Here is a 17,869-nt window from a genome sequence, read left to right as displayed (position 1 = left end):
TCCAGCCGGTAAAGCCCCCCGACCAGCGAACTTGCAGCGAGCATCACTGACCAGGTGCGATTTTCCTGCACGATTCCACTTGCCGGCTCTGAGCGCGTGGCACCGACCAGCGTCACCGTAACCGTATCGCCCGGCACGCCAAAACCGCACACCACCACCTGCTGCCCGATGGCATCGTCCTCGACCGGAGTTTCAATGAAGGGGGCGGCCGGCACGACGTCAAAGTGCAGCGGCTCGTTGTCTTTCGACTCCTGCAGTGTGCCGCTTTCATCCATGTACCTTTGCCGAGCCCAGATTGTTTTGCTGCCCACCGGCAACGTCACTTCGGCTTGCCAAATGCCGTGCCAGTCGACATCGACATTACTGAGCAGAGGTTCGGTGAGCCCTAGCAGACAGACTTCGACAACCCCGCCCCTCATGCCGGTACCCTCGAGCAATGCAGTTCGTGGCAACTTGCCGTTTGGTATCGGCTGGAGAAATTCTGGCGGCAGCAACACCACCGTCAATTCATGCTCGTCACTGTACAGCGACGGTCGACCGTCCAGTGTCTGCTGTGCGTCGAAGGTGTAGAGCCTGAATTCCAGAAGGCTCAGGTCAATCGACCAGTCGCCGTCCTGGCTCAATACTTTCGGCTCTCCCAACGGACGGCCAAACCGTTTGTCACGCAGTTGCAAGGTAGCACCCACCATTCCCATCGTGCCCTCGACCGTTACGACACGGCCGACTTCCGAGCCGTCCGGCGGCTGAGTAATCACTGGCGTGACCATCGGCCTCCTGACAATAAAGGTTCTGGACGCCGGCTCCGAAGTTTGCTGCGCGGCGACTTGGGTTACCGTGACGGTATGGGAAATATCCGGGGCAAATTCTTTGTCGCGCCTGAACTCCCACGTGTCACCAATGACGACACCCTGGTGCACAATGCCGGGTTCGTCGCTGTACTCAATGTTCACGGTTGCATCCGGCCAGCACGTACCGCTGAACCTTGGCGAAAGCCCTTCATCTTCAGGGTCGTTCAGGCCTGGGGCTTGCGGCGCGATGGTGACTTTCAGCACAAACCAGTTTGGCGACTGATGACCGTCGAGAAATTGCTTTATGTGTACCTCACGCTCGAACGACGGTCCCCAGACCGTATAAGCCTTGCTTGACCATTGCCCGCCGTTGACCGCAACTGGAGGCGCTTCGTGATCTCCGCTATTGGGCCTGTGCAGATACACCGTGGCGCCGTTGAAGCCTTTGCCGCTGAAGGTCGGTTGGTAGTCGTCGGTGAATTGCACGTCACTGACATCGGGGAGAATGTTTTTGACCTCAAAGGTCAGCGGCAGCGAGTCGATCCAGCCGCCGGCGTTGTCTCTGATCTTCTGGACGGCGTTGATCTCATAGGTGCCAAGTTTCCAGCCCGTTACGGCGGTGCTCCAAGTGCCGTTGCGCTGTACTTGTGCGTTGGGAGGCGCGACCGGCATTGGGGCTGGACTTTCGAGGATAGTGAACTCGATTTCAGTTCTGAGCTTCTCGTCGAAATGTCCGGTGCCGGAAAATGTGATCGTTTCATTGGCTTGCGTGTATGTGACCGTCGGCTTGCCCGTGCGTACCCGTATGCCGAAGGGTTGGCTGGTCAGCGATGTCACTCCCAAATAGGTATGCGTGCCGACAATTGAATGCGGACCAGGTGTCAGCGTGAAAGATGCAGACCATGCGCCTGTGGCGGCATCGGTTGGGATGCTGATTTGAGCTTGGGTGTTTTCCGAACGCACAGCAACAGCACTGGAGATCCCGGCGACGACAGTGCCTGTGAACGTCGATGTCATGTCCACCGTCTGCGTCAATCCAGGAGACGTTATTCGGGGGGGGTCAATGACATAAAAATTTCGTTGGACTGACGGCACAGATGTTGCGCCATCGTATCTTTGACTGGCGACTAGAGAATAATTTTCGCCGAACGCAAACGTATAAGTGCTGGTACCACCCCATGACCCATCAATTTCGATCTTTGCGTCGGCCAATACTTTGATCGATGTGCCTTTGATGTAAACATCCACTCTCGTCATCGCTTGGTGCAGACCGCCTGTACCCGCAAATTGCGGCGTTTGTGTATTTATAACCTGCGGCAACGGCGTGAGCGTTACAGGCTTGAGTACGGTCAGTGACGCTTTCCCCGCGTAGCGCCCCTGCGTACTTCCATACTCCTCACGGATGATGAAATCCTGTAAACCCTGGGGGACATTATCAAGGAGGGTGACAGTCCAATTTCCGTAGCCATTGGTAATGGTCGTTGTGCTCAGTACAGAGCCTGAATTGGGACGCACAAGCGTGATTTTGCTGCCTTTACCGGCGAGGCCTGGAACCGTTGTAGTCACAGTACGATTGCTAGCAATGCGAGCAGCCTTTCTGACAAGCAAAGTCCGCGGTGTCCACCTTGACCATTGATCAACGTAATGCCATCTTCCATCAACTCTGACTTGCAGGTCACTCTCGGGAAGGTCTTCGACTCGAATACTGTGCCAGACGCCCCCCAACCATGCACTTTCAGTGATACGCCGGTAGTAATTATCGGCTCCGTGAAAATCCAGATGAACTTTGTGATAGCGGCCATCGTTTACCGGTATACGAAACTTGAAGTCCATCGTGGTATCTACTAACAGTGACCCGGAGCCGGCCTCATACTCCAAATCCGCGACCAATATTCCCGGCTCTTCGGAAATCGGATCATCGGATTTTTGGGAAGGGCGATGGTCCTCAGGAAACGGGCGATCTTCTGGAGAATTGGAGCCTGGGTTCTCATGGTCGGACATGATTGAGCTTCCTTATACCGTCGGTATCTGGGTGCCTCATTGAAGAACCGTAAGCACGAAATGACACCTGTAAAACCTGACAGTCCCGACCAGCGGTAACTATTCCCACGCTGCAACATGCAGACGTCCTTCAGCCATTAGCACGCGGCTACATCAGCTTGCGCCGTTGCCTACACATCACTCAGAATCCGCCGGCTTGTGCGCTTTGAAGCTGCCCCGTAACGTGATCCGTGCCGCTGCCAATCAGTGGTCGGGTTTAGTCGCCCGGGTCGTGCATTGCGCATAAGCGTCATCAAGTCGGGTAATCCCTATCCCCGCACTCGATGGTGGCTGTTCGCAGGGCGCCTCAGGGCGCGCCGGTTTGTGCACTCCCGGTCGACTAACCTGCTTACAGCCGCCACCCTTTCGTTTAGTCGCGAAGAGGTGGATGCCCCAACTATGAGTGTGCAGACAATGATCAAACCAACACCCAATCCCCCTGAAAGCGAAGACTCGACCTCTCCCTACGCTTCCGCCGATTCCACCAGACTCCACCAGGCCGCTGAAAAAGCCCTCGATCACTACCTGAAAAAACCCGGCGCTGCGCCGTCGTGCAATTCCGTCGATCGCGGCATGCAGATGTTCATGGTCGCGCCCGACATCAACCCCGAAGCGATGGCCATTCAGACCTACGAGACCTTTTCTTCGGTCAGCATTCTGCTGCTCGACCTGGCGGACAGCCTCGAGGACAAGCCGCGACATCTGGCGATGGCGATCTATCAGTTGAGCGAGATGGGGTTATTGCTGGCGGAGAAGGCGCTGGATCAGGAGCGGGCAATCGCGGTGGCGTGACGTCAAGATCAAAAGATCGCAGCCTGCGGCAGCTCCTACATCTGGAATGCGTTCCCCTGTAGGAGCTGCCGAAGGCTGCGATCTTTTGTTGTTCAGGCAGAAGCGGGCAACGGCTGAAAACTGAAGTACTGCTTCAGCGCCAGCACCAGCTCGCCGAACTCCGCCGGCGCACGCCGCAGGATGAAACCAGCGTCGTAATGCAGCGGTGTGGCGTCTTCATGGCACCACACGCAGCAGGCGCTGAAATCGATGATTTGCTGGCTGCCATCGCGGGCCGGGACTTTGAGGCGTAACTGGAAATCTGCGCCGATCATCATCGGCAACTGGCTGATCAGCATCAGCCCGTCCGCAGACACGTTGCCGAGAAAGCCCACGGGTTTGTCGGTGATGCTATTGAACACTCTGAGGTAATACGGCAACTGGTGCCGTTCGATCCGGCGGTCGGTAAACATGATGTGCTGTACGCCATGCAGGGCTCCGCCAGGGAGCCGCACCTGTGCTTCGGAACGAGCCTGTAGGCAGGCCCGCTCTCCCCGCTTCCGGTGTGACGGTCGCGACAATCGCCGTCACTTTTACCACTGCCAGTCGCAGGTGTTGCGCCGCCATCGAGACAAGCCTCGCAAGCGGTTTCCTTGACTATAGCGGAGCTTGTACAGACGGCCAGATTTTGTACGACAGTACCGTCAGAAGCGTGTCGGCCGCACCACCGCAGCGGCGCTGCGTGTCGGGTAATGGCCCAGGCTCTGCAAGGTTTCCAGACGCGCGCGGGCGCGGTAGGCGTATTCGCTGTTGGGGTACGAAGCGATGATGAACTGGTAGGTCTGCACCGCGTCGATGTACAGCTTCTGCCGTTCCAGGCACTGGCCGCGCATCATCGACACTTCCGGCCACACGTACGGGCGGGCGCGGCTCGCACGTTCGACCTTTGACAGTTCAAGCATGACCTGCTCGCAATTGCCACGTTCATAGGCGCTGTAGGCGTTGTTCAAATGATGGTTCATCGACCAACGGGTGCAGCCCGTCGCGGCGAGGACGCTGAGGGCAAGGGCGGCAATGGGCAACAATCGCATGGGGGTTCTCCTGTCTTGTGCTCTGTATCGACCCCTGGTCGAAAATCTTCAGGCGCGTTTGTCCCGAAGTTGCCACGTTCAATAAAGAAAACGATAAGTAGTGCATTCGAACAATGACTACACCCTTCGAGCATAGTAGCCTCTGCCTGCGCTTGAACTCAGGAGTCTTTGCATGTCCGTCCGTCGTACCAAAATCGTCGCTACCCTTGGCCCGGCCAGTAACTCGCCGGAAGTTCTCGAACAGCTGATTCTGGCTGGTCTGGACGTTGCCCGTCTGAACTTCTCCCACGGCACCCCCGACGAGCACAAGGCTCGCGCGAAACTGGTGCGTGACCTCGCTGCCAAGCACGGCCGCTTCGTCGCCCTGCTCGGCGACCTGCAAGGCCCGAAAATCCGTATCGCCAAATTCGCCAACAAGAAGATCGAGCTGAAGATCGGTGACAAGTTCACCTTCTCCACCAGCCATCCGTTGACCGAAGGCAATCAGCAAGTGGTCGGCATCGACTACCCGGATCTGGTCAAGGACTGCGGCGTGGGCGACGAGCTGCTGCTCGACGACGGCCGCGTGGTGATGCGCGTTGAAACCGCCACTGCCACCGAGCTGCATTGCGTGGTGACCATCGGCGGCCCGCTGTCCGACCACAAAGGCATCAACCGTCGCGGTGGTGGTCTGACTGCCCCGGCCCTGACTGAAAAAGACAAGGCCGACATCAAGCTCGCCGCCGAAATGGAAGTCGACTACCTCGCAGTGTCCTTCCCGCGTGACGCCGCCGACATGGAATACGCCCGTCAACTGCGTGACGAGGCCGGCGGCACAGCCTGGCTGGTGGCGAAGATCGAACGCGCCGAAGCCGTGGCCGACGACGAAACCCTCGATGGCCTGATCAAGGCTTCCGACGCAGTGATGGTTGCCCGTGGCGACCTCGGTGTGGAAATCGGCGACGCCGAGCTGGTGGGCATTCAGAAGAAAATCATTCTGCACGCACGCCGCCACAACAAAGCGGTGATCGTCGCGACGCAGATGATGGAGTCGATGATCCAGAACCCGATGCCGACCCGCGCTGAAGTGTCCGACGTGGCCAACGCCGTGCTCGACTATACCGACGCTGTGATGCTCTCGGCAGAATCCGCCGCTGGTCTCTACCCGCTGGAAGCCGTGCAGGCGATGGCGCGCATCTGCGTCGGCGCCGAGAAGCACCCGACCGGCAAGACTTCCAGCCACCGCATCGGCAAGGAATTCAGCCGCTGCGACGAAAGCATCGCGCTGGCGACCATGTACACCGCCAACCACTTCCCGGGCGTCAAAGCGATCATTGCGTTGACTGAAAGCGGCTTCACCCCGCTGATCATGTCGCGGATCCGCTCCTCGGTGCCGATCTACGCGTTCACCCCGCACCGCGAAGCCCAGGCCCGCGCGGCGATGTTCCGTGGCGTCTACACCATCCCGTTCGACCCGGCCTCGCTGGAGCCGCACGAAGTCAGCCAGAAAGCCATCGACGAACTGACCAAGCGCGGCGTTGTGGAAAAAGGCGACTGGGTCATCCTGACCAAGGGCGACAGCTACCAGACCACTGGCGGCACCAACGGCATGAAGATCCTGCATGTCGGTGATCCGCAGGTCTGAGTGACCGGCCGCTGAAACGCAAAAGCCCCGCCATGTGAATGGCGGGGCTTTTTGTTGTCTGCATGTCGCTGAAAACCAGTTTTCACAGAACGTCAACTGTCAGTTCTGTCAGTTGTTGCAAGAGCCATTCTTGACTAGCGTGCTACTTCACCACCCAATCACTCAAGACTGGGCACGAGTCGTGATCAAGGAGGATTGAAGATGGACGTTGCGGCAAACATCTCGCCAGGTAAATTCGACCCAACGTTTGGCAATCAGGGCGTTGCCACTCCGAAAAAACCTCCCGATTTTTCAGGAAACCTTGTCCTGCGGGGGGTGATGGTCGACAAATCAGGGCGCACCTATATCGCGGGAAGCGTAGGCCAATCGAACGGTGATGCCTACTACTTGATCAGACTGGATAGCAATGGCGTACACGACACTCAATTTGGCCAGAGTGGCTACGTAACCGGTCAATTTGAGGACGGAGAAGGATCGCATTCCTTCGCTAACGAAATAGTGGAACAGGCCGACGGCAAACTGCTGCTCATCGGCAGTTTCTTTCAGGCTAACCTCGAGCGTGCCATAGGAGTTGTGCGTCTCGACATCGCTGGCAACCTTGATCCGGCATTCAACAAAACCGGCAAAGTCGCTGTTTACCTCACGGATGACGACACGGCAGATCAGAAGCACCAGCAACTACCCAACGCAGCGAACTCAAAAACCGGTAGCCAGCGGTCGACCGTTCTGCCTGACGGCAAGATCGTATTGCATACCACCGTAGATCGGGATGGAAACAAAGTGGCGACAGCCGTCATTCGGCTCTTGCCTGACGGCACACGGGATATTGAATTTAACGAGGGAGAAATCGCCTATGTTCTCCACCCGAATTTCACTCACACGGAGCTATACGATCTATTGGCAAAACAGGATGGGACCTACGTGCTCGCGGGCTGTGTACGTGGCAATGATCCTTACCGGGCAGTACTCAACCGCTTGACTGCTACCGGGAAAATTGATGACTCGTTCGCCGTTGATGGCTTTGAAGTGATGGATCCGATAGAGAACTCGCTGAGCGTCAATGTCTTGAAAGTTATCGGGCAGACGAATAAGCGGCTGTTATCCGTTGGGTATACCGAGCCTGCACACCATGGCGTATTGATCAGCCGGGAATCCGACGGTAAACCCAACATCCAGTTCAACGCAGGCAAACCACTTCTGAGCAGACTGCAAGGCATTGACACCTTATGGCTTGACGCGTCCATCCAGAGCAGCGGACACATACTTGTTGCCGGGCTGAGTCAAGTGTCCTCTGGTTTTAACCATGTTATTGCCAGATTCACCGATGACGGCAAATTGGACACGGATTTTGCGGATGGCAAAGGCTGGCGAGTGTTCGACCTGGAGAGGGGGATCTGGACCGGGGTTGCAATCGGTGAAGGTAAAATGACGTTCCTCGGCCAAAGGCAAGTCGACGGGCAACGGGTTCAATGCGTCGGCCGTGGATTGATCGAGTGACCTGGCGACGAGTTTACCGGCTGCCCCTGATTGAGAGTTTTATGGTCTGGTCAACCCCTTTCGCGAGCAGGCTCGCTCCCAACTTTGAAATGCGTTCCCCCGTGGGAGCGAGCCTGCTCGCGAAGGCGTCTTGACCGTCACCGAAAAAACCTGCTCAACGCCGCAAACGCCTCCGGCGAACGCAGGCGCTGGGTGAACAACGCACCCTCCTCCTCGATCACCTTGCGTAGCAGATCCCGATCCGGCGCTCGCATCAGTTGCTTGCTGATGTGCACCGCTTCGGCCGGCAAGTCATCAAACCGCAGCGCCACTTCTCGCGCCTTGCTCAACGCCGCTTCACCGCTGTCCAGCGCTTCGGTGGCGATCCCCCACTGCGCAGCCTGTTCGCCGCTAAAGCCTTCACCGAGCAATAACAATTCAGCCGCTTTCGCTTGCCCGAGCAAACGCGGCAGGATCAGGCTGGAACCGAATTCGGGACACAATCCGAGGTTGACGAACGGCATGCGCAGCCGGGCGTCGCGGCTGACATAGACCAGATCGCAATGCAGCAGCAGGGTCGTGCCGATACCCACCGCGGCACCGGAGACGGCGGCGATCACTGGTTTGCGGCATTCGAGCAGATTGAGCATGAAGTGAAACACCGGGCTGTCGAGGTCGCTCGGCGGTTGTTCGAGGAAGTCGGCAATGTCGTTACCGGCCGTGAAGCACTCGGCGCTGCCGCTGATCAGCACGGCGTTGATTTCGGGGTCGCTGTCGGCCTGTTTCAGTGCTTCGGCGAGGCGGCTGTACATGGCGCGGGTCAGGGCGTTTTTCTTGCCCGGGCGGTTGAGGCGCAGGGTCAGCAAACCGCGTTCGCGTTCCAGCAGGATGGCTTCGGTCATGGCGTGTCTCGCGTCTGAAAATCAGCGCTCAACCACGGCTCACAAACACGTCGGCCAGCAGTTGATTGCGCGGCAATCCGGCCAGGTACAGACGCTTGGCGAAGGCGTCGACACTGGCCGTCGAGCCGCAGACTAAGGCCAGGGTCTGCCGGGAAACAAGGCGCAGTTGCGCCAAAGCGGCGGCCGACTCGGCCGCCGTCCACAGCTGGACACTGAGGTTTTCCCGCTGCGCAGCCAGTGCGGCAAGGGGTTTGGCCAGATAGTGCTCACGTTCGTCATGGGCCAGGTGAATGACGCGGATGGCGCCTTGGTGATCCTGACGCAAGGCTTCGCGCAGCACACCGAACAACGGACCTAAACCGCTACCGGCGGCCAGCAGCCACAGCGGGCGCGTATGCCAGTCCGGGTCATAGTGCAAAGCACCGCCGCGCAGCTCGCCGAGGCGGATCGAGTCGCCGATCTGCAGCTTGCGGGCGGCATCGACGAATTCGCCGGGCTGGCGGCAATCGAGGTGAAACTCCAGAAAGCGGTCTTCTTGCGGCAGGCTCGCCAGCGAGTAAGGGCGGGCGATGTGGCCGATCCACAACACCAGATGCTGGCCGGCGCTGTAGCGCAATGGCCGCTGTGGGGTCAGGCGCAGGCGCAGAACGCTGTCGCTGAGCCAGTCCAGCGCTTCGACCAAGGCCGGTAGACCGTCAGTAATCGGGTCGAAGGTGTGCACCTGCAAGTCTTCGACCACTTGGCATTGGCAGGCCAGGCGCCAACCGTCCTGACGTTGCTCGGCGCTCAAGGCGTCCGGACGGTTGTCGCTGGGCAGGCCTTGCACGCATTGCACCAGACAGGCATGGCAACTGCCGGCGCGACAGCTGTAGGGCACGGCAACGCCGTTCTGATTGAGACTGTCGAGCAGATTGCTGCCCGCCTCAACCCTCCACTGCCGATCACCGACACGCAATTCAGGCATCGACGTTCTCCCACGCGGCGGCACAACGATTGCGCCCGTCACGCTTGGCCCGGTACAGCGCCTGATCGGCACGCTGCAACGCCTCATCCAGATCATCGCCAACGGACAGCAGGGTCATGCCCGCCGACAGGCTCAGGTTGCGCACTTGCAGGCCCATCAATTCCACCTCGCTGAAGGCGATGCGCAAACGCTCGCAACACGCGGTCAGGCGTTCGGCATCGCAGTCGGGCACCAGCACCACGAATTCTTCGCCACCATAACGCGCCAGCACGTCACCGTCGCGCAGGCAGGCTTGCGCCACCCCGGCAAACGCCTGCAATACCTGATCGCCGGCGGCGTGGCCGTGCAGATCGTTGATGCGTTTGAAGTGGTCCAGATCGATCAGCGCCAGCCCGTGCATTACGTCGCCGTCCAACGCGTTGAGCTCGCGCGAGGCGATGCGCAGGAAATGCCGGCGATTGAACAGCCCGGTCAGTTCGTCGGTGGCCACCAGGTCTTCAAGCTGGCGCATCATCCCGCGCAGGGTGTCCTGATGCGCCTGCAAGGCAAACCGGCGCTGACGCTGACGTTGCCGCGAGACCTGGACAAAGCGTGCGTAAAGCACCAGCCACGCCAAAACCATCGCCAGAATGCACACTTGCAACGCCGCGAGCGCAGGCTCCGCCAGACGGAAATGGTAAGCGTCCCACAGGGTAATCGCGGAGAAACTGAAGAACACCAGCAGCGCGCAGCGGATGAACACCCGTCGGGTGAGATGGAACAGGCCGAACAGCAGGATCAGCACATAAAACACCAGAAACGCGCCGCGTGCCTCGTCGACATGGGCGATCAGCCACGTCTGCCAGCCGAGGCCCATCAGCACTTGCGCTTCGGTCAGGCTGGGGTCGGCGAAGCGCTGGTTGCGCCCGCTCCAGAACATGGCGAAAAGGCTCGCCTGACTGATGACCACCAGAGCGCTGCCGATGGCCACTCCACTGAGCGATTGCTGATAATGCCCGGTGAAAAACGCCAGCCACAGCAGCAGCAAAGCCAATCCGTAGGTGGCCGCAGCGAGGGCGAAGCGTTTGAGCAAAAGGCGTTGAATGGCGTTATGGGTCAATCGTTGACTCACCGTGCGATAGGAGGCTGACCGAGTGTCCTACTCTACAGACCGGATGCCACTTTAGAGGGCCGGTCGCTAAATGACCACCGATTTTCGGGCTCGAAAATTGACGTCAAATGCATGACCTGATTGAGCTGCATTGATGCCCGCACCAGGTCCCTGTGGTGAGGGGATTTCTCTTCGATGGGCTGCGAAATGGCCCCCTGCAACCTGTCAATCACACTGAGCTCACAGGTTTTACGACTGCTGCGCAGCCGAGCGGGGATAAATCCCCTCGCCACAGGGTCATCCGACCAAAAGCCAATGTGCCCCCACCACCGAGGCGCGGTATACTGCCGCGCCTTTTTAGCGTCGCGCCACAAAGGGACAGCCATAAGCCGCAAGCCTCAAGCGGCAAGCTCAAGCTGTCCGCGTAATGCTTTAACTTGCCGCTCGAAGCTAGAAGCCTGTAGCTTCCCCACCGTTTTCAGAGGAGCGCGACTCATGACCGTGATCAAGCAAGATGACCTGATTCAGAGCGTTGCCGACGCCCTGCAGTTCATTTCCTATTACCACCCCGTGGATTTCATCCAGGCGATGCACGAAGCCTACCTGCGCGAAGAATCGCCAGCGGCCCGTGATTCGATGGCGCAGATCCTGATCAACTCGCGCATGTGCGCCACCGGCCATCGCCCGATCTGCCAGGACACCGGTATCGTCACCGTGTTCGTCCGTGTCGGCATGGACGTGCGCTGGGATGGCGCCACCATGGGCCTGGACGACATGATCAACGAAGGCGTGCGTCGCGCTTACAACCTGCCGGAAAACGTCCTGCGGGCATCGATCCTTGCCGACCCGGCAGGCGCTCGCAAGAACACCAAGGACAACACCCCGGCCGTAATTCACTACTCCATCGTCCCGGGTAACACCGTGGAAGTGGACGTGGCGGCCAAGGGCGGCGGTTCCGAGAACAAGTCGAAAATGGCCATGCTCAACCCGTCCGACTCGATCGTCGACTGGGTATTGAAGACCGTGCCGACCATGGGCGCCGGCTGGTGCCCACCGGGCATGCTGGGTATCGGCATCGGCGGCACCGCCGAGAAGGCCGCAGTGATGGCCAAGGAAGTGTTGATGGAATCCATCGACATCCACGAGCTGAAGGCCCGTGGTCCGCAGAACCGCATCGAAGAAATGCGTCTGGAACTGTTCGAAAAGGTCAACCAGTTGGGCATCGGCGCCCAGGGCCTCGGTGGCCTGACCACCGTGCTCGACGTGAAAATCATGGACTACCCGACCCACGCTGCCTCGCTGCCGGTGTGCATGATCCCCAACTGCGCCGCCACCCGTCACGCACACTTCGTGCTCGACGGTTCCGGCCCGGCCTCGCTGGAAGCGCCACCGCTGGACGCCTACCCGGAAATCGTCTGGGAAGCCGGCCCGTCGGCGCGTCGTGTCAACCTCGACACCCTGACCCCGGAAGACGTGCAGAGCTGGAAGCCGGGCGAAACCGTGCTGCTCAACGGCAAGATGCTCACCGGTCGCGACGCGGCGCACAAGCGCATGGTCGAAATGCTCAACAAGGGTGAAACCCTGCCGGTCGACCTCAAGGGTCGCTTCATCTACTACGTCGGCCCGGTTGATCCGGTCGGTGACGAAGTGGTTGGCCCGGCCGGCCCGACCACCGCAACGCGGATGGACAAGTTCACCCGCCAGATCCTCGAGCAGACCGGCCTGCTGGGCATGATCGGCAAGTCCGAGCGCGGCCCGACCGCGATCGACGCGATCAAGGACAACAAGGCTGTGTACCTGATGGCCGTCGGCGGCGCTGCGTACCTGGTTGCGCAAGCGATCAAGAAGTCCAAGGTGCTGGCATTTGCCGAGCTGGGCATGGAAGCGATCTACGAGTTCGAGGTCAAGGACATGCCGGTCACCGTAGCGGTGGACAGCAAAGGTGAGTCGGTACACATCACCGGCCCGGCGATCTGGCAACAGAAGATCAGCGAAAGCCTGGCGGTAGAAGTGCAGTAAGCCTCTGGCGTCATGAAGACGGCCGGTGCATCCGCAAAGATGCCCCGGCCGTTTTTGCTTGTTCAAACCAATTGCGATAAAAGAATCGCCCAAGCACAGAAAACGATCTTGTGCACCTGTCAGATCTGACAGGTCCATCTCTGGCCCACTCCTGTTAGCGTCTATCCATACGCCCTATGTAGCGCGAATGGACTCGACCATGGCCGATCAAGACCTCAGCATCACAGCTCCCTCCATCGCCAAGAGCTCATCGATCGCCACCATCGGCAAAAGCTGGAGCGCCGTCGGGCCGACCGCCTCGGCTGGATGCGAATTGCCGATCCCGCTCTCAAGCGGTCGTGGCTACGGCCCGCAAATACCCCTGTCAATCAACAGCCAGAGCGGTAACGGCCCGTTTGGCCTTGGTTGCAACCTGGGCCTGAGCCAGATCAGCCGCCGCACCAACAAAGGTGTTCCACGTTATACCGAGCACGATGAAATCATCGGGCATGACGGCGAGGTGTGGATGCCGGAGCTCGATGATGCCGGAAACCTGAAGTCGCGCACGGAACACAGCTACAGAGACCGCCCCATTGCCGAACACAACGTCGTGACTTACCGGGCGCGGATCGAAAGTGATTTTTCCCTGCGCGAATGCTGGCATCCGGCTGACGGCGGAGCCCCTTTCTGGCTGATCCACGGCGCCGACGGTACGTTGCATGTCTACGGCAAAACCACCGCCTCACGCCGTGCCGACCCCGACGACCCATCACGCATCAGCAGCTGGCTATTGTGTGAAAGCATGAACGCCCATGGCGAACACATCTGCTACGAGTACAAGGCCGACGATCAGCCTGACGAGCAAGACCCGATTCACGACTACCGCGCCCAGCGCTATCTGCGACGAGTGTGTTACGGCAATGCCACGGCGAGCGATCACCTTTACAGCTGGGACACTGACCGACCGACGGATCTGCCATGGCATTTTCAACTGGTGTTCGATTACGGCGAACGCAGCAATTCGCTGACGGAGATTCCGAGCTACGAGGAAGTGAACCGCTGGCGGCTGCGGCCTGATCCGTTTTCCACCTATGGCCAGGGTTTTGAGCTGAGCACCCGCAGGCTCTGCCAGCAAGTGTTGATGTTTCATCACTTCCCCGGGGGCCTGGCGACAGAGGCAAAACTTGCACGTCGCCTGCTGCTGGAATATCGACCGATCCAGAACACTGCGCAGTGGGCCTACAGCCAGATCAGCGCGGCGCACTATCAGGCCTTCGATGCGCAAGGCAATGTCGAGCACTCACCGCCGCTAGAGTTCGAATACTCGCCCTTCGAGATCAACAAGGCACCTGCACGCCTGTTGGAAAACGAGACTCAACCGGGCATCGAAGACGGCGGGTTCTATCAATGCGTCGATTTGTATGGCGAGGGCGTGCCGGGCTTTCTCTGCCGCTACGACAACGCCTGGTATTACCGAGAACCGCTACGCGCGGCGCCTGGTACCGAACTGATCGGTTACGGCCCATGGGTTTTGCTGGACAGGATCCCGGTGGCAGATCGCAACCGCGCCGTGGCGCAACTGCTTGATCTGACCGGCGACGGCCGTCTGGACCTGATCATCGCCCGGTTGGGTTACTGCGGGTTTCATGCGCTGAATGCGCAGCGGCAATTCGAACTGTTCAGCGCGTTCGACACGTTTCCCCGGGAACACCAGGATCTGACTTTGACCATGGGGGATTTCAGCGGCGACGGCCTGATGTCAGCGGCCAGCATCAGCCCCGACCGCGTGCGCCTCTATGCCAGCCTGCGCGAAAAAGGCTTCGCCGCCGCACAGGAAATACCCCATGAATACGCAGACGACCGTCTGCCGGTGTTCAGCAACTCGCGAACCGAACTGGTGCTTCTGGGCAACCTGCTCGGCAGCGACATGCCCGAGCTGTGCCGCATCCGCCATGACGAAGTCCGCTGCTGGCCGAATCTTGGTCATGGCAAATTCGGTAAAGGACGCAAGATCAGTGCCCTGCCCTTCACCTACGACGAATTCGACGCCTCGCGGGTACGTCTGGCCGATCTCGATGGCTCCGGCGCGCCGGCATTGATCTATCTCAAATCCGAAGGGTTCGACATTTACCTGAACCGGGGCGGCAACGGCCTGGAGCAGATTCCCGTCAGCGTGCCGTGGCCTGAAGACGTGCGCTATGACCGTTTGTGCCAGGTCAGTTTCGCCGACCTGCAAGGCCTCGGTTGCGCCAGCCTGATTCTGACGGTGCCGCATATCCAGCCGCGGCATTGGCGCTACGATTTTGTTGCAGCCAAGCCCTACCTGCTGGTCACCAGTAACAACAACATGGGCTGTTCCAGCAGCGTGACTTATCGCAGCTCGGCTCAGGAATGGCTGGATGAAAAGGAGCGGCTGCTGGCGCTTGAGCGTGCACCGCTATGTCACCTGCCCTTTCCGCTGGCCGTGGTGAAGAAGCAGGAGCAGCACGACGAGATCACCGGCAACCGGTTGACCCAGTCGTTCACTTGGCGCGAAGGGTTCTACGACGGCAGGGAGAGGGAATTTCGCGGGTTCGGCTACTTGCAGCAACTTGACTGCGAGGTTGGAACCGATCCTTCAGAGCCTGGCTTCAGCGAGCCGGTGCAAACATGCACCTGGTTTCACAACGGTCAGGAAATCAATCGCTCCCGCGACGATTATTTCAGCGCGGATGTGAACGCCTGCCCGTTGGGCGAAACCCTGTTCAGTCGTTACCACCCCAAAGGTGAAATCGATGAGCCCGTCACTCCGGAGGAGTCCGACAGTCGCTATCGGATTGCGCAGGCACTGGTTGGCTCGGTCGCTCGAACAGAAATTTTTCCCTACCGCGCCGATGCGCAGGCGCCCGGTGCAGCCGCACTGTACTCGGTAGAAGAGAAGCGCTATCTGGTTCGCGAGGTGCGGCCACAGGGGCCATATGCCGCAGCCGTTCTGCTGCCCCTTCAGGTCGAAGCCATCAGCTATCAGTACGACGGCTTTATCAACGACCCGCTGTGCCGCCACGAGGTCACCCTGCGCTGGAACGCTTATGGCGCCGCGGCCCACGCACTTACGGTGAGCTATGCGCGCAGGTTGACCGCCCAGAGCCCGCCCCCCTTCACCGAAGACCATCTGAATCAATGGTGGTCCGACGCTCACGACGAGGCGCAACAATACTTTTACATCAGTGAAACCCGTGCACGTCTGATCAATCTGCCAGAGCCACAGCAATGGCGATTAGGCTTGCCGTATCTGGAACGGGGCGATGCGCTGAAATTGGCCAAAGGTACGCTCCCCGGCGAGTTGAACCCGGCACGGGTATCTTTCGAATCACTGAGAGAGCTGCAGGATACGCAAGAATGGGCCATGGAAAGGGTACTGACTTCGCAATCCATACAGCGCTATGTGGACGTAGAAGGTACTGAACTGGATGACGGCGTCGCCGGATTCGAAGCGCTGTCGCACTCTCTGGAGCTTGCCCTGCTGGATAAAACCGCGCTGGACGCTTACAGCATTGTGCCGGACCTGAATATCCGCGAGGCCCTCGCGGCAATTGGTTACTCACCCATGCAACTGCTGTTCGAAGCACCGCCCAGCGAGGAACCAAACCTCTGGTCGTCGCGGTTCAATCTGGCCCGGTACGGCGACTTGCAGGCGTTCTACAACGTGCTCGATTTCAATGAAACGCCAAGCCATGGCGTGACCAAAGCCGAATACGATCAACACCATCTGACAGTCATGCGCATCGAGTTGCCCGACGGTTGTGCCGTCCAGGTCGCGGAGTTCGATTATCACGCCCTGAAACCCAAGCGAATCACCGACGCCAATGACAACACTGAAGAAGTCATCTACGAGCCTTCCGGTCAGCCGCTGGTCATCAGCTTTCACGGTACCGAGAACGGCAAACCTGCCGGATTCGACAAGCTGACCGATGACTGGACCTTGCCGGATCCCAGTCCGGAATACGCCATTCAGTTTCCGGAAGATACCGTAGGACACGCAGCGAGCACTCTGCACAAAAACCTTTTCAGCTGGATGGGCCTGATACCCGCCTCCACACTTCAAAGCCGCTCGATCAAGCAAGGTGACCTGTTACCCGGCGGGCATATCCGTGCCAGCGCACGTCGCCGGCTTGCGCGAAATCCCGGCCCGACGCCTGAAGACCAGCAATTGCTCACGGCCATTGAACTGGCTTACCGAGAACCGGTTCACACCGTAGTGCTCAGCGCTGACCGCTATCCCTACGACGCCATAAAGGCGCAGATCCAGATCGTCAAAACCTGCGTCGACGGCTTTGGTCGGGTACTGCAAACCCAGCAGAAGGTCGACCCCGGGTTGGCTTATGTGGTGGGTGAGGATGGTCAATTGCTGATCGAAGAAGGTGAGCAACCGACGCAGACACGCTGGCGCATCAGTGAACGCGTCGAATACAACAACAAAGGTCTGCCGCAGCGCCAATACCGGCCGTTTTTCGCCAACACCCACCGCTACGTCAATGATCAATCGCTGCGCCAACTCGGGTTGTTCGATCAGCTGTTCTATGACGCAACGGGGCGTCCGATCAAGCTGATCAACGCCAAGGGCGACTTTTCCCGCGAGACTTATCATCCTTGGTATCACGCCAGTGAGGACTTCAACGACACCGCTGAAGAGCTGGTGTCTACGCGTGGGTCAGGCTCATGACCGCCTCCGCGCATTGGCGCACGCCTTCGCTGACCGTCAGCGACGGGCGTGGCCTGCCAGTCCGTCAGGTCGCTTATTTGCGTACCGTGGCGGGTGACACGCCGAAAGCTCTCGTGACTCGCCAGCGCCACGATGTCGCCGGGCGTCTGGTCGCGCAACAGGATCCGCGCCTGCCGACAGCAAACACAACCAGCGTGTTTGCGCTGAACGATATCGCCGTGTTTACCAACAGCCGGGATAGCGGCTGGCGCCTGCTGCTGCCGGGCAGGGCCGGGGAGCCCGGACACCGTTGGGATGAGCGCGGCCACGTCTGGCAGTCGACCTTCGACGAGCAATTGCGCGTGGTGCAGCTCGAAGTTTCGGGAAACGGCGAAAATCAGCTCGATACCTTCACGTACGCCCCAGGCTCTGCCGAAGCAGACT

General features: G+C 59.4%; 11 protein-coding genes and 1 pseudogene. 6 read left to right on the top strand and 6 right to left on the bottom strand.

Annotated features, from left to right (window positions below):
• Nucleotides 1-2,789, bottom strand: a 2,789-nt coding sequence (locus OQK_RS30460) for a hypothetical protein (RefSeq protein ID WP_016773464.1), incomplete at its 3' end; no start/stop codon positions are given.
• 453 nt (nucleotides 2,790-3,242) lie between these two features.
• On the opposite strand from OQK_RS30460, the gene OQK_RS17160 reads away from it, so the two are divergent.
• Complete coding sequence (locus OQK_RS17160; protein WP_016773463.1) at nucleotides 3,243-3,620, top strand: DUF6124 family protein; 378 nt, start codon at nucleotides 3,243-3,245, stop codon at nucleotides 3,618-3,620.
• Nucleotides 3,621-3,712: 92 nt separating this feature from the next.
• On the opposite strand, the gene OQK_RS17155 is transcribed toward OQK_RS17160, so the two are convergent.
• Both OQK_RS17155 and OQK_RS17150 read right to left on the bottom strand, forming a co-directional pair.
• Nucleotides 3,713-4,072 (bottom strand): PilZ domain-containing protein, encoded by a 360-nt coding sequence (locus OQK_RS17155; RefSeq protein ID WP_016773462.1) that lies wholly within the window; start codon nucleotides 4,070-4,072, stop codon nucleotides 3,713-3,715.
• A gap of 231 nt (nucleotides 4,073-4,303) precedes the next feature.
• Nucleotides 4,304-4,690, bottom strand: a complete 387-nt coding sequence (locus tag OQK_RS17150) for a tetratricopeptide repeat protein (RefSeq protein ID WP_016773461.1) — start codon at nucleotides 4,688-4,690, stop codon at nucleotides 4,304-4,306.
• Nucleotides 4,691-4,862: 172 nt separating this feature from the next.
• On the opposite strand from OQK_RS17150, the gene pyk reads away from it, so the two are divergent.
• Nucleotides 4,863-6,314 (top strand): pyruvate kinase, encoded by a 1,452-nt coding sequence (pyk, locus tag OQK_RS17145; protein WP_016773460.1) that lies wholly within the window; start codon nucleotides 4,863-4,865, stop codon nucleotides 6,312-6,314.
• 201 nt (nucleotides 6,315-6,515) lie between these two features.
• A complete protein-coding gene (locus OQK_RS17140) occupies nucleotides 6,516-7,811 on the top strand; it encodes a delta-60 repeat domain-containing protein (protein ID WP_016773459.1) in 1,296 nt (431 codons plus the stop codon).
• 137 nt (nucleotides 7,812-7,948) lie between these two features.
• Here the strand turns inward: OQK_RS17140 and OQK_RS17135 are convergent, their stop codons facing one another.
• The 3 genes from OQK_RS17135 to OQK_RS17125 are packed head-to-tail and all read right to left on the bottom strand — an operon-like array spanning nucleotide 7,949 to nucleotide 10,755.
• A complete protein-coding gene (locus tag OQK_RS17135) occupies nucleotides 7,949-8,692 on the bottom strand; it encodes an enoyl-CoA hydratase-related protein (RefSeq protein ID WP_016773458.1) in 744 nt (247 codons plus the stop codon).
• 28 nt (nucleotides 8,693-8,720) lie between these two features.
• The gene (locus tag OQK_RS17130; RefSeq protein ID WP_016773457.1) at nucleotides 8,721-9,656 is read right to left on the bottom strand and encodes an iron-sulfur-binding ferredoxin reductase; all 936 of its coding nucleotides are present in this window, start codon (nucleotides 9,654-9,656) and stop codon (nucleotides 8,721-8,723) included.
• The gene (locus OQK_RS17125) at nucleotides 9,649-10,755 is read right to left on the bottom strand and encodes a GGDEF domain-containing protein (protein WP_016773456.1); all 1,107 of its coding nucleotides are present in this window, start codon (nucleotides 10,753-10,755) and stop codon (nucleotides 9,649-9,651) included. The genes OQK_RS17130 and OQK_RS17125 overlap by 8 nt, the downstream gene beginning before the upstream one ends.
• A gap of 486 nt (nucleotides 10,756-11,241) precedes the next feature.
• On the opposite strand from OQK_RS17125, the gene OQK_RS17115 reads away from it, so the two are divergent.
• From OQK_RS17115 to OQK_RS30455, 3 genes and pseudogenes are all read left to right on the top strand, one after another.
• Nucleotides 11,242-12,765, top strand: coding sequence for a fumarate hydratase (locus OQK_RS17115; protein ID WP_016773454.1), 1,524 nt, complete (start codon nucleotides 11,242-11,244; stop codon nucleotides 12,763-12,765).
• Between the two features lie 199 nt (nucleotides 12,766-12,964).
• On the top strand, nucleotides 12,965-17,446 hold the full coding sequence (locus tag OQK_RS17110; RefSeq protein ID WP_016773453.1) for a SpvB/TcaC N-terminal domain-containing protein: 4,482 nt from the start codon (nucleotides 12,965-12,967) through the stop codon (nucleotides 17,444-17,446).
• 113 nt (nucleotides 17,447-17,559) lie between these two features.
• A pseudogene (locus tag OQK_RS30455) lies at nucleotides 17,560-17,869 on the top strand (toxin); the annotation flags it as partial.

The organism is Pseudomonas sp. R62, from assembly GCF_000257605.1.
GTDB classification, from domain to species: Bacteria; Pseudomonadota; Gammaproteobacteria; order Pseudomonadales; family Pseudomonadaceae; genus Aquipseudomonas; species Aquipseudomonas atacamensis.
Note: the sequence above shows the minus strand (reverse complement) of the source record. Positions and strands in the feature narration are given on the sequence as shown.

What these genes read in the sequence shown, in the direction of transcription:
- OQK_RS17160 (WP_016773463.1), top strand. Translation starts at nt 3,243, where the DNA reads ATGATCAAACCAACACCCAATCCCCCTGAAAGCGAAGACTCGACCTCT.
- OQK_RS17115 (WP_016773454.1), top strand. Translation starts at nt 11,242, where the DNA reads ATGACCGTGATCAAGCAAGATGACCTGATTCAGAGCGTTGCCGACGCC.
- OQK_RS17135 (WP_016773458.1), bottom strand. Translation starts at nt 8,692, where the DNA reads ATGACCGAAGCCATCCTGCTGGAACGCGAACGCGGTTTGCTGACCCTG.
- OQK_RS17110 (WP_016773453.1), top strand. Translation starts at nt 12,965, where the DNA reads ATGGCCGATCAAGACCTCAGCATCACAGCTCCCTCCATCGCCAAGAGC.
- pyk (WP_016773460.1), top strand. Translation starts at nt 4,863, where the DNA reads ATGTCCGTCCGTCGTACCAAAATCGTCGCTACCCTTGGCCCGGCCAGT.
- OQK_RS17150 (WP_016773461.1), bottom strand. Translation starts at nt 4,690, where the DNA reads ATGCGATTGTTGCCCATTGCCGCCCTTGCCCTCAGCGTCCTCGCCGCG.
- OQK_RS17140 (WP_016773459.1), top strand. Translation starts at nt 6,516, where the DNA reads ATGGACGTTGCGGCAAACATCTCGCCAGGTAAATTCGACCCAACGTTT.
- OQK_RS17130 (WP_016773457.1), bottom strand. Translation starts at nt 9,656, where the DNA reads ATGCCTGAATTGCGTGTCGGTGATCGGCAGTGGAGGGTTGAGGCGGGC.
- OQK_RS17155 (WP_016773462.1), bottom strand. Translation starts at nt 4,072, where the DNA reads ATGTTTACCGACCGCCGGATCGAACGGCACCAGTTGCCGTATTACCTC.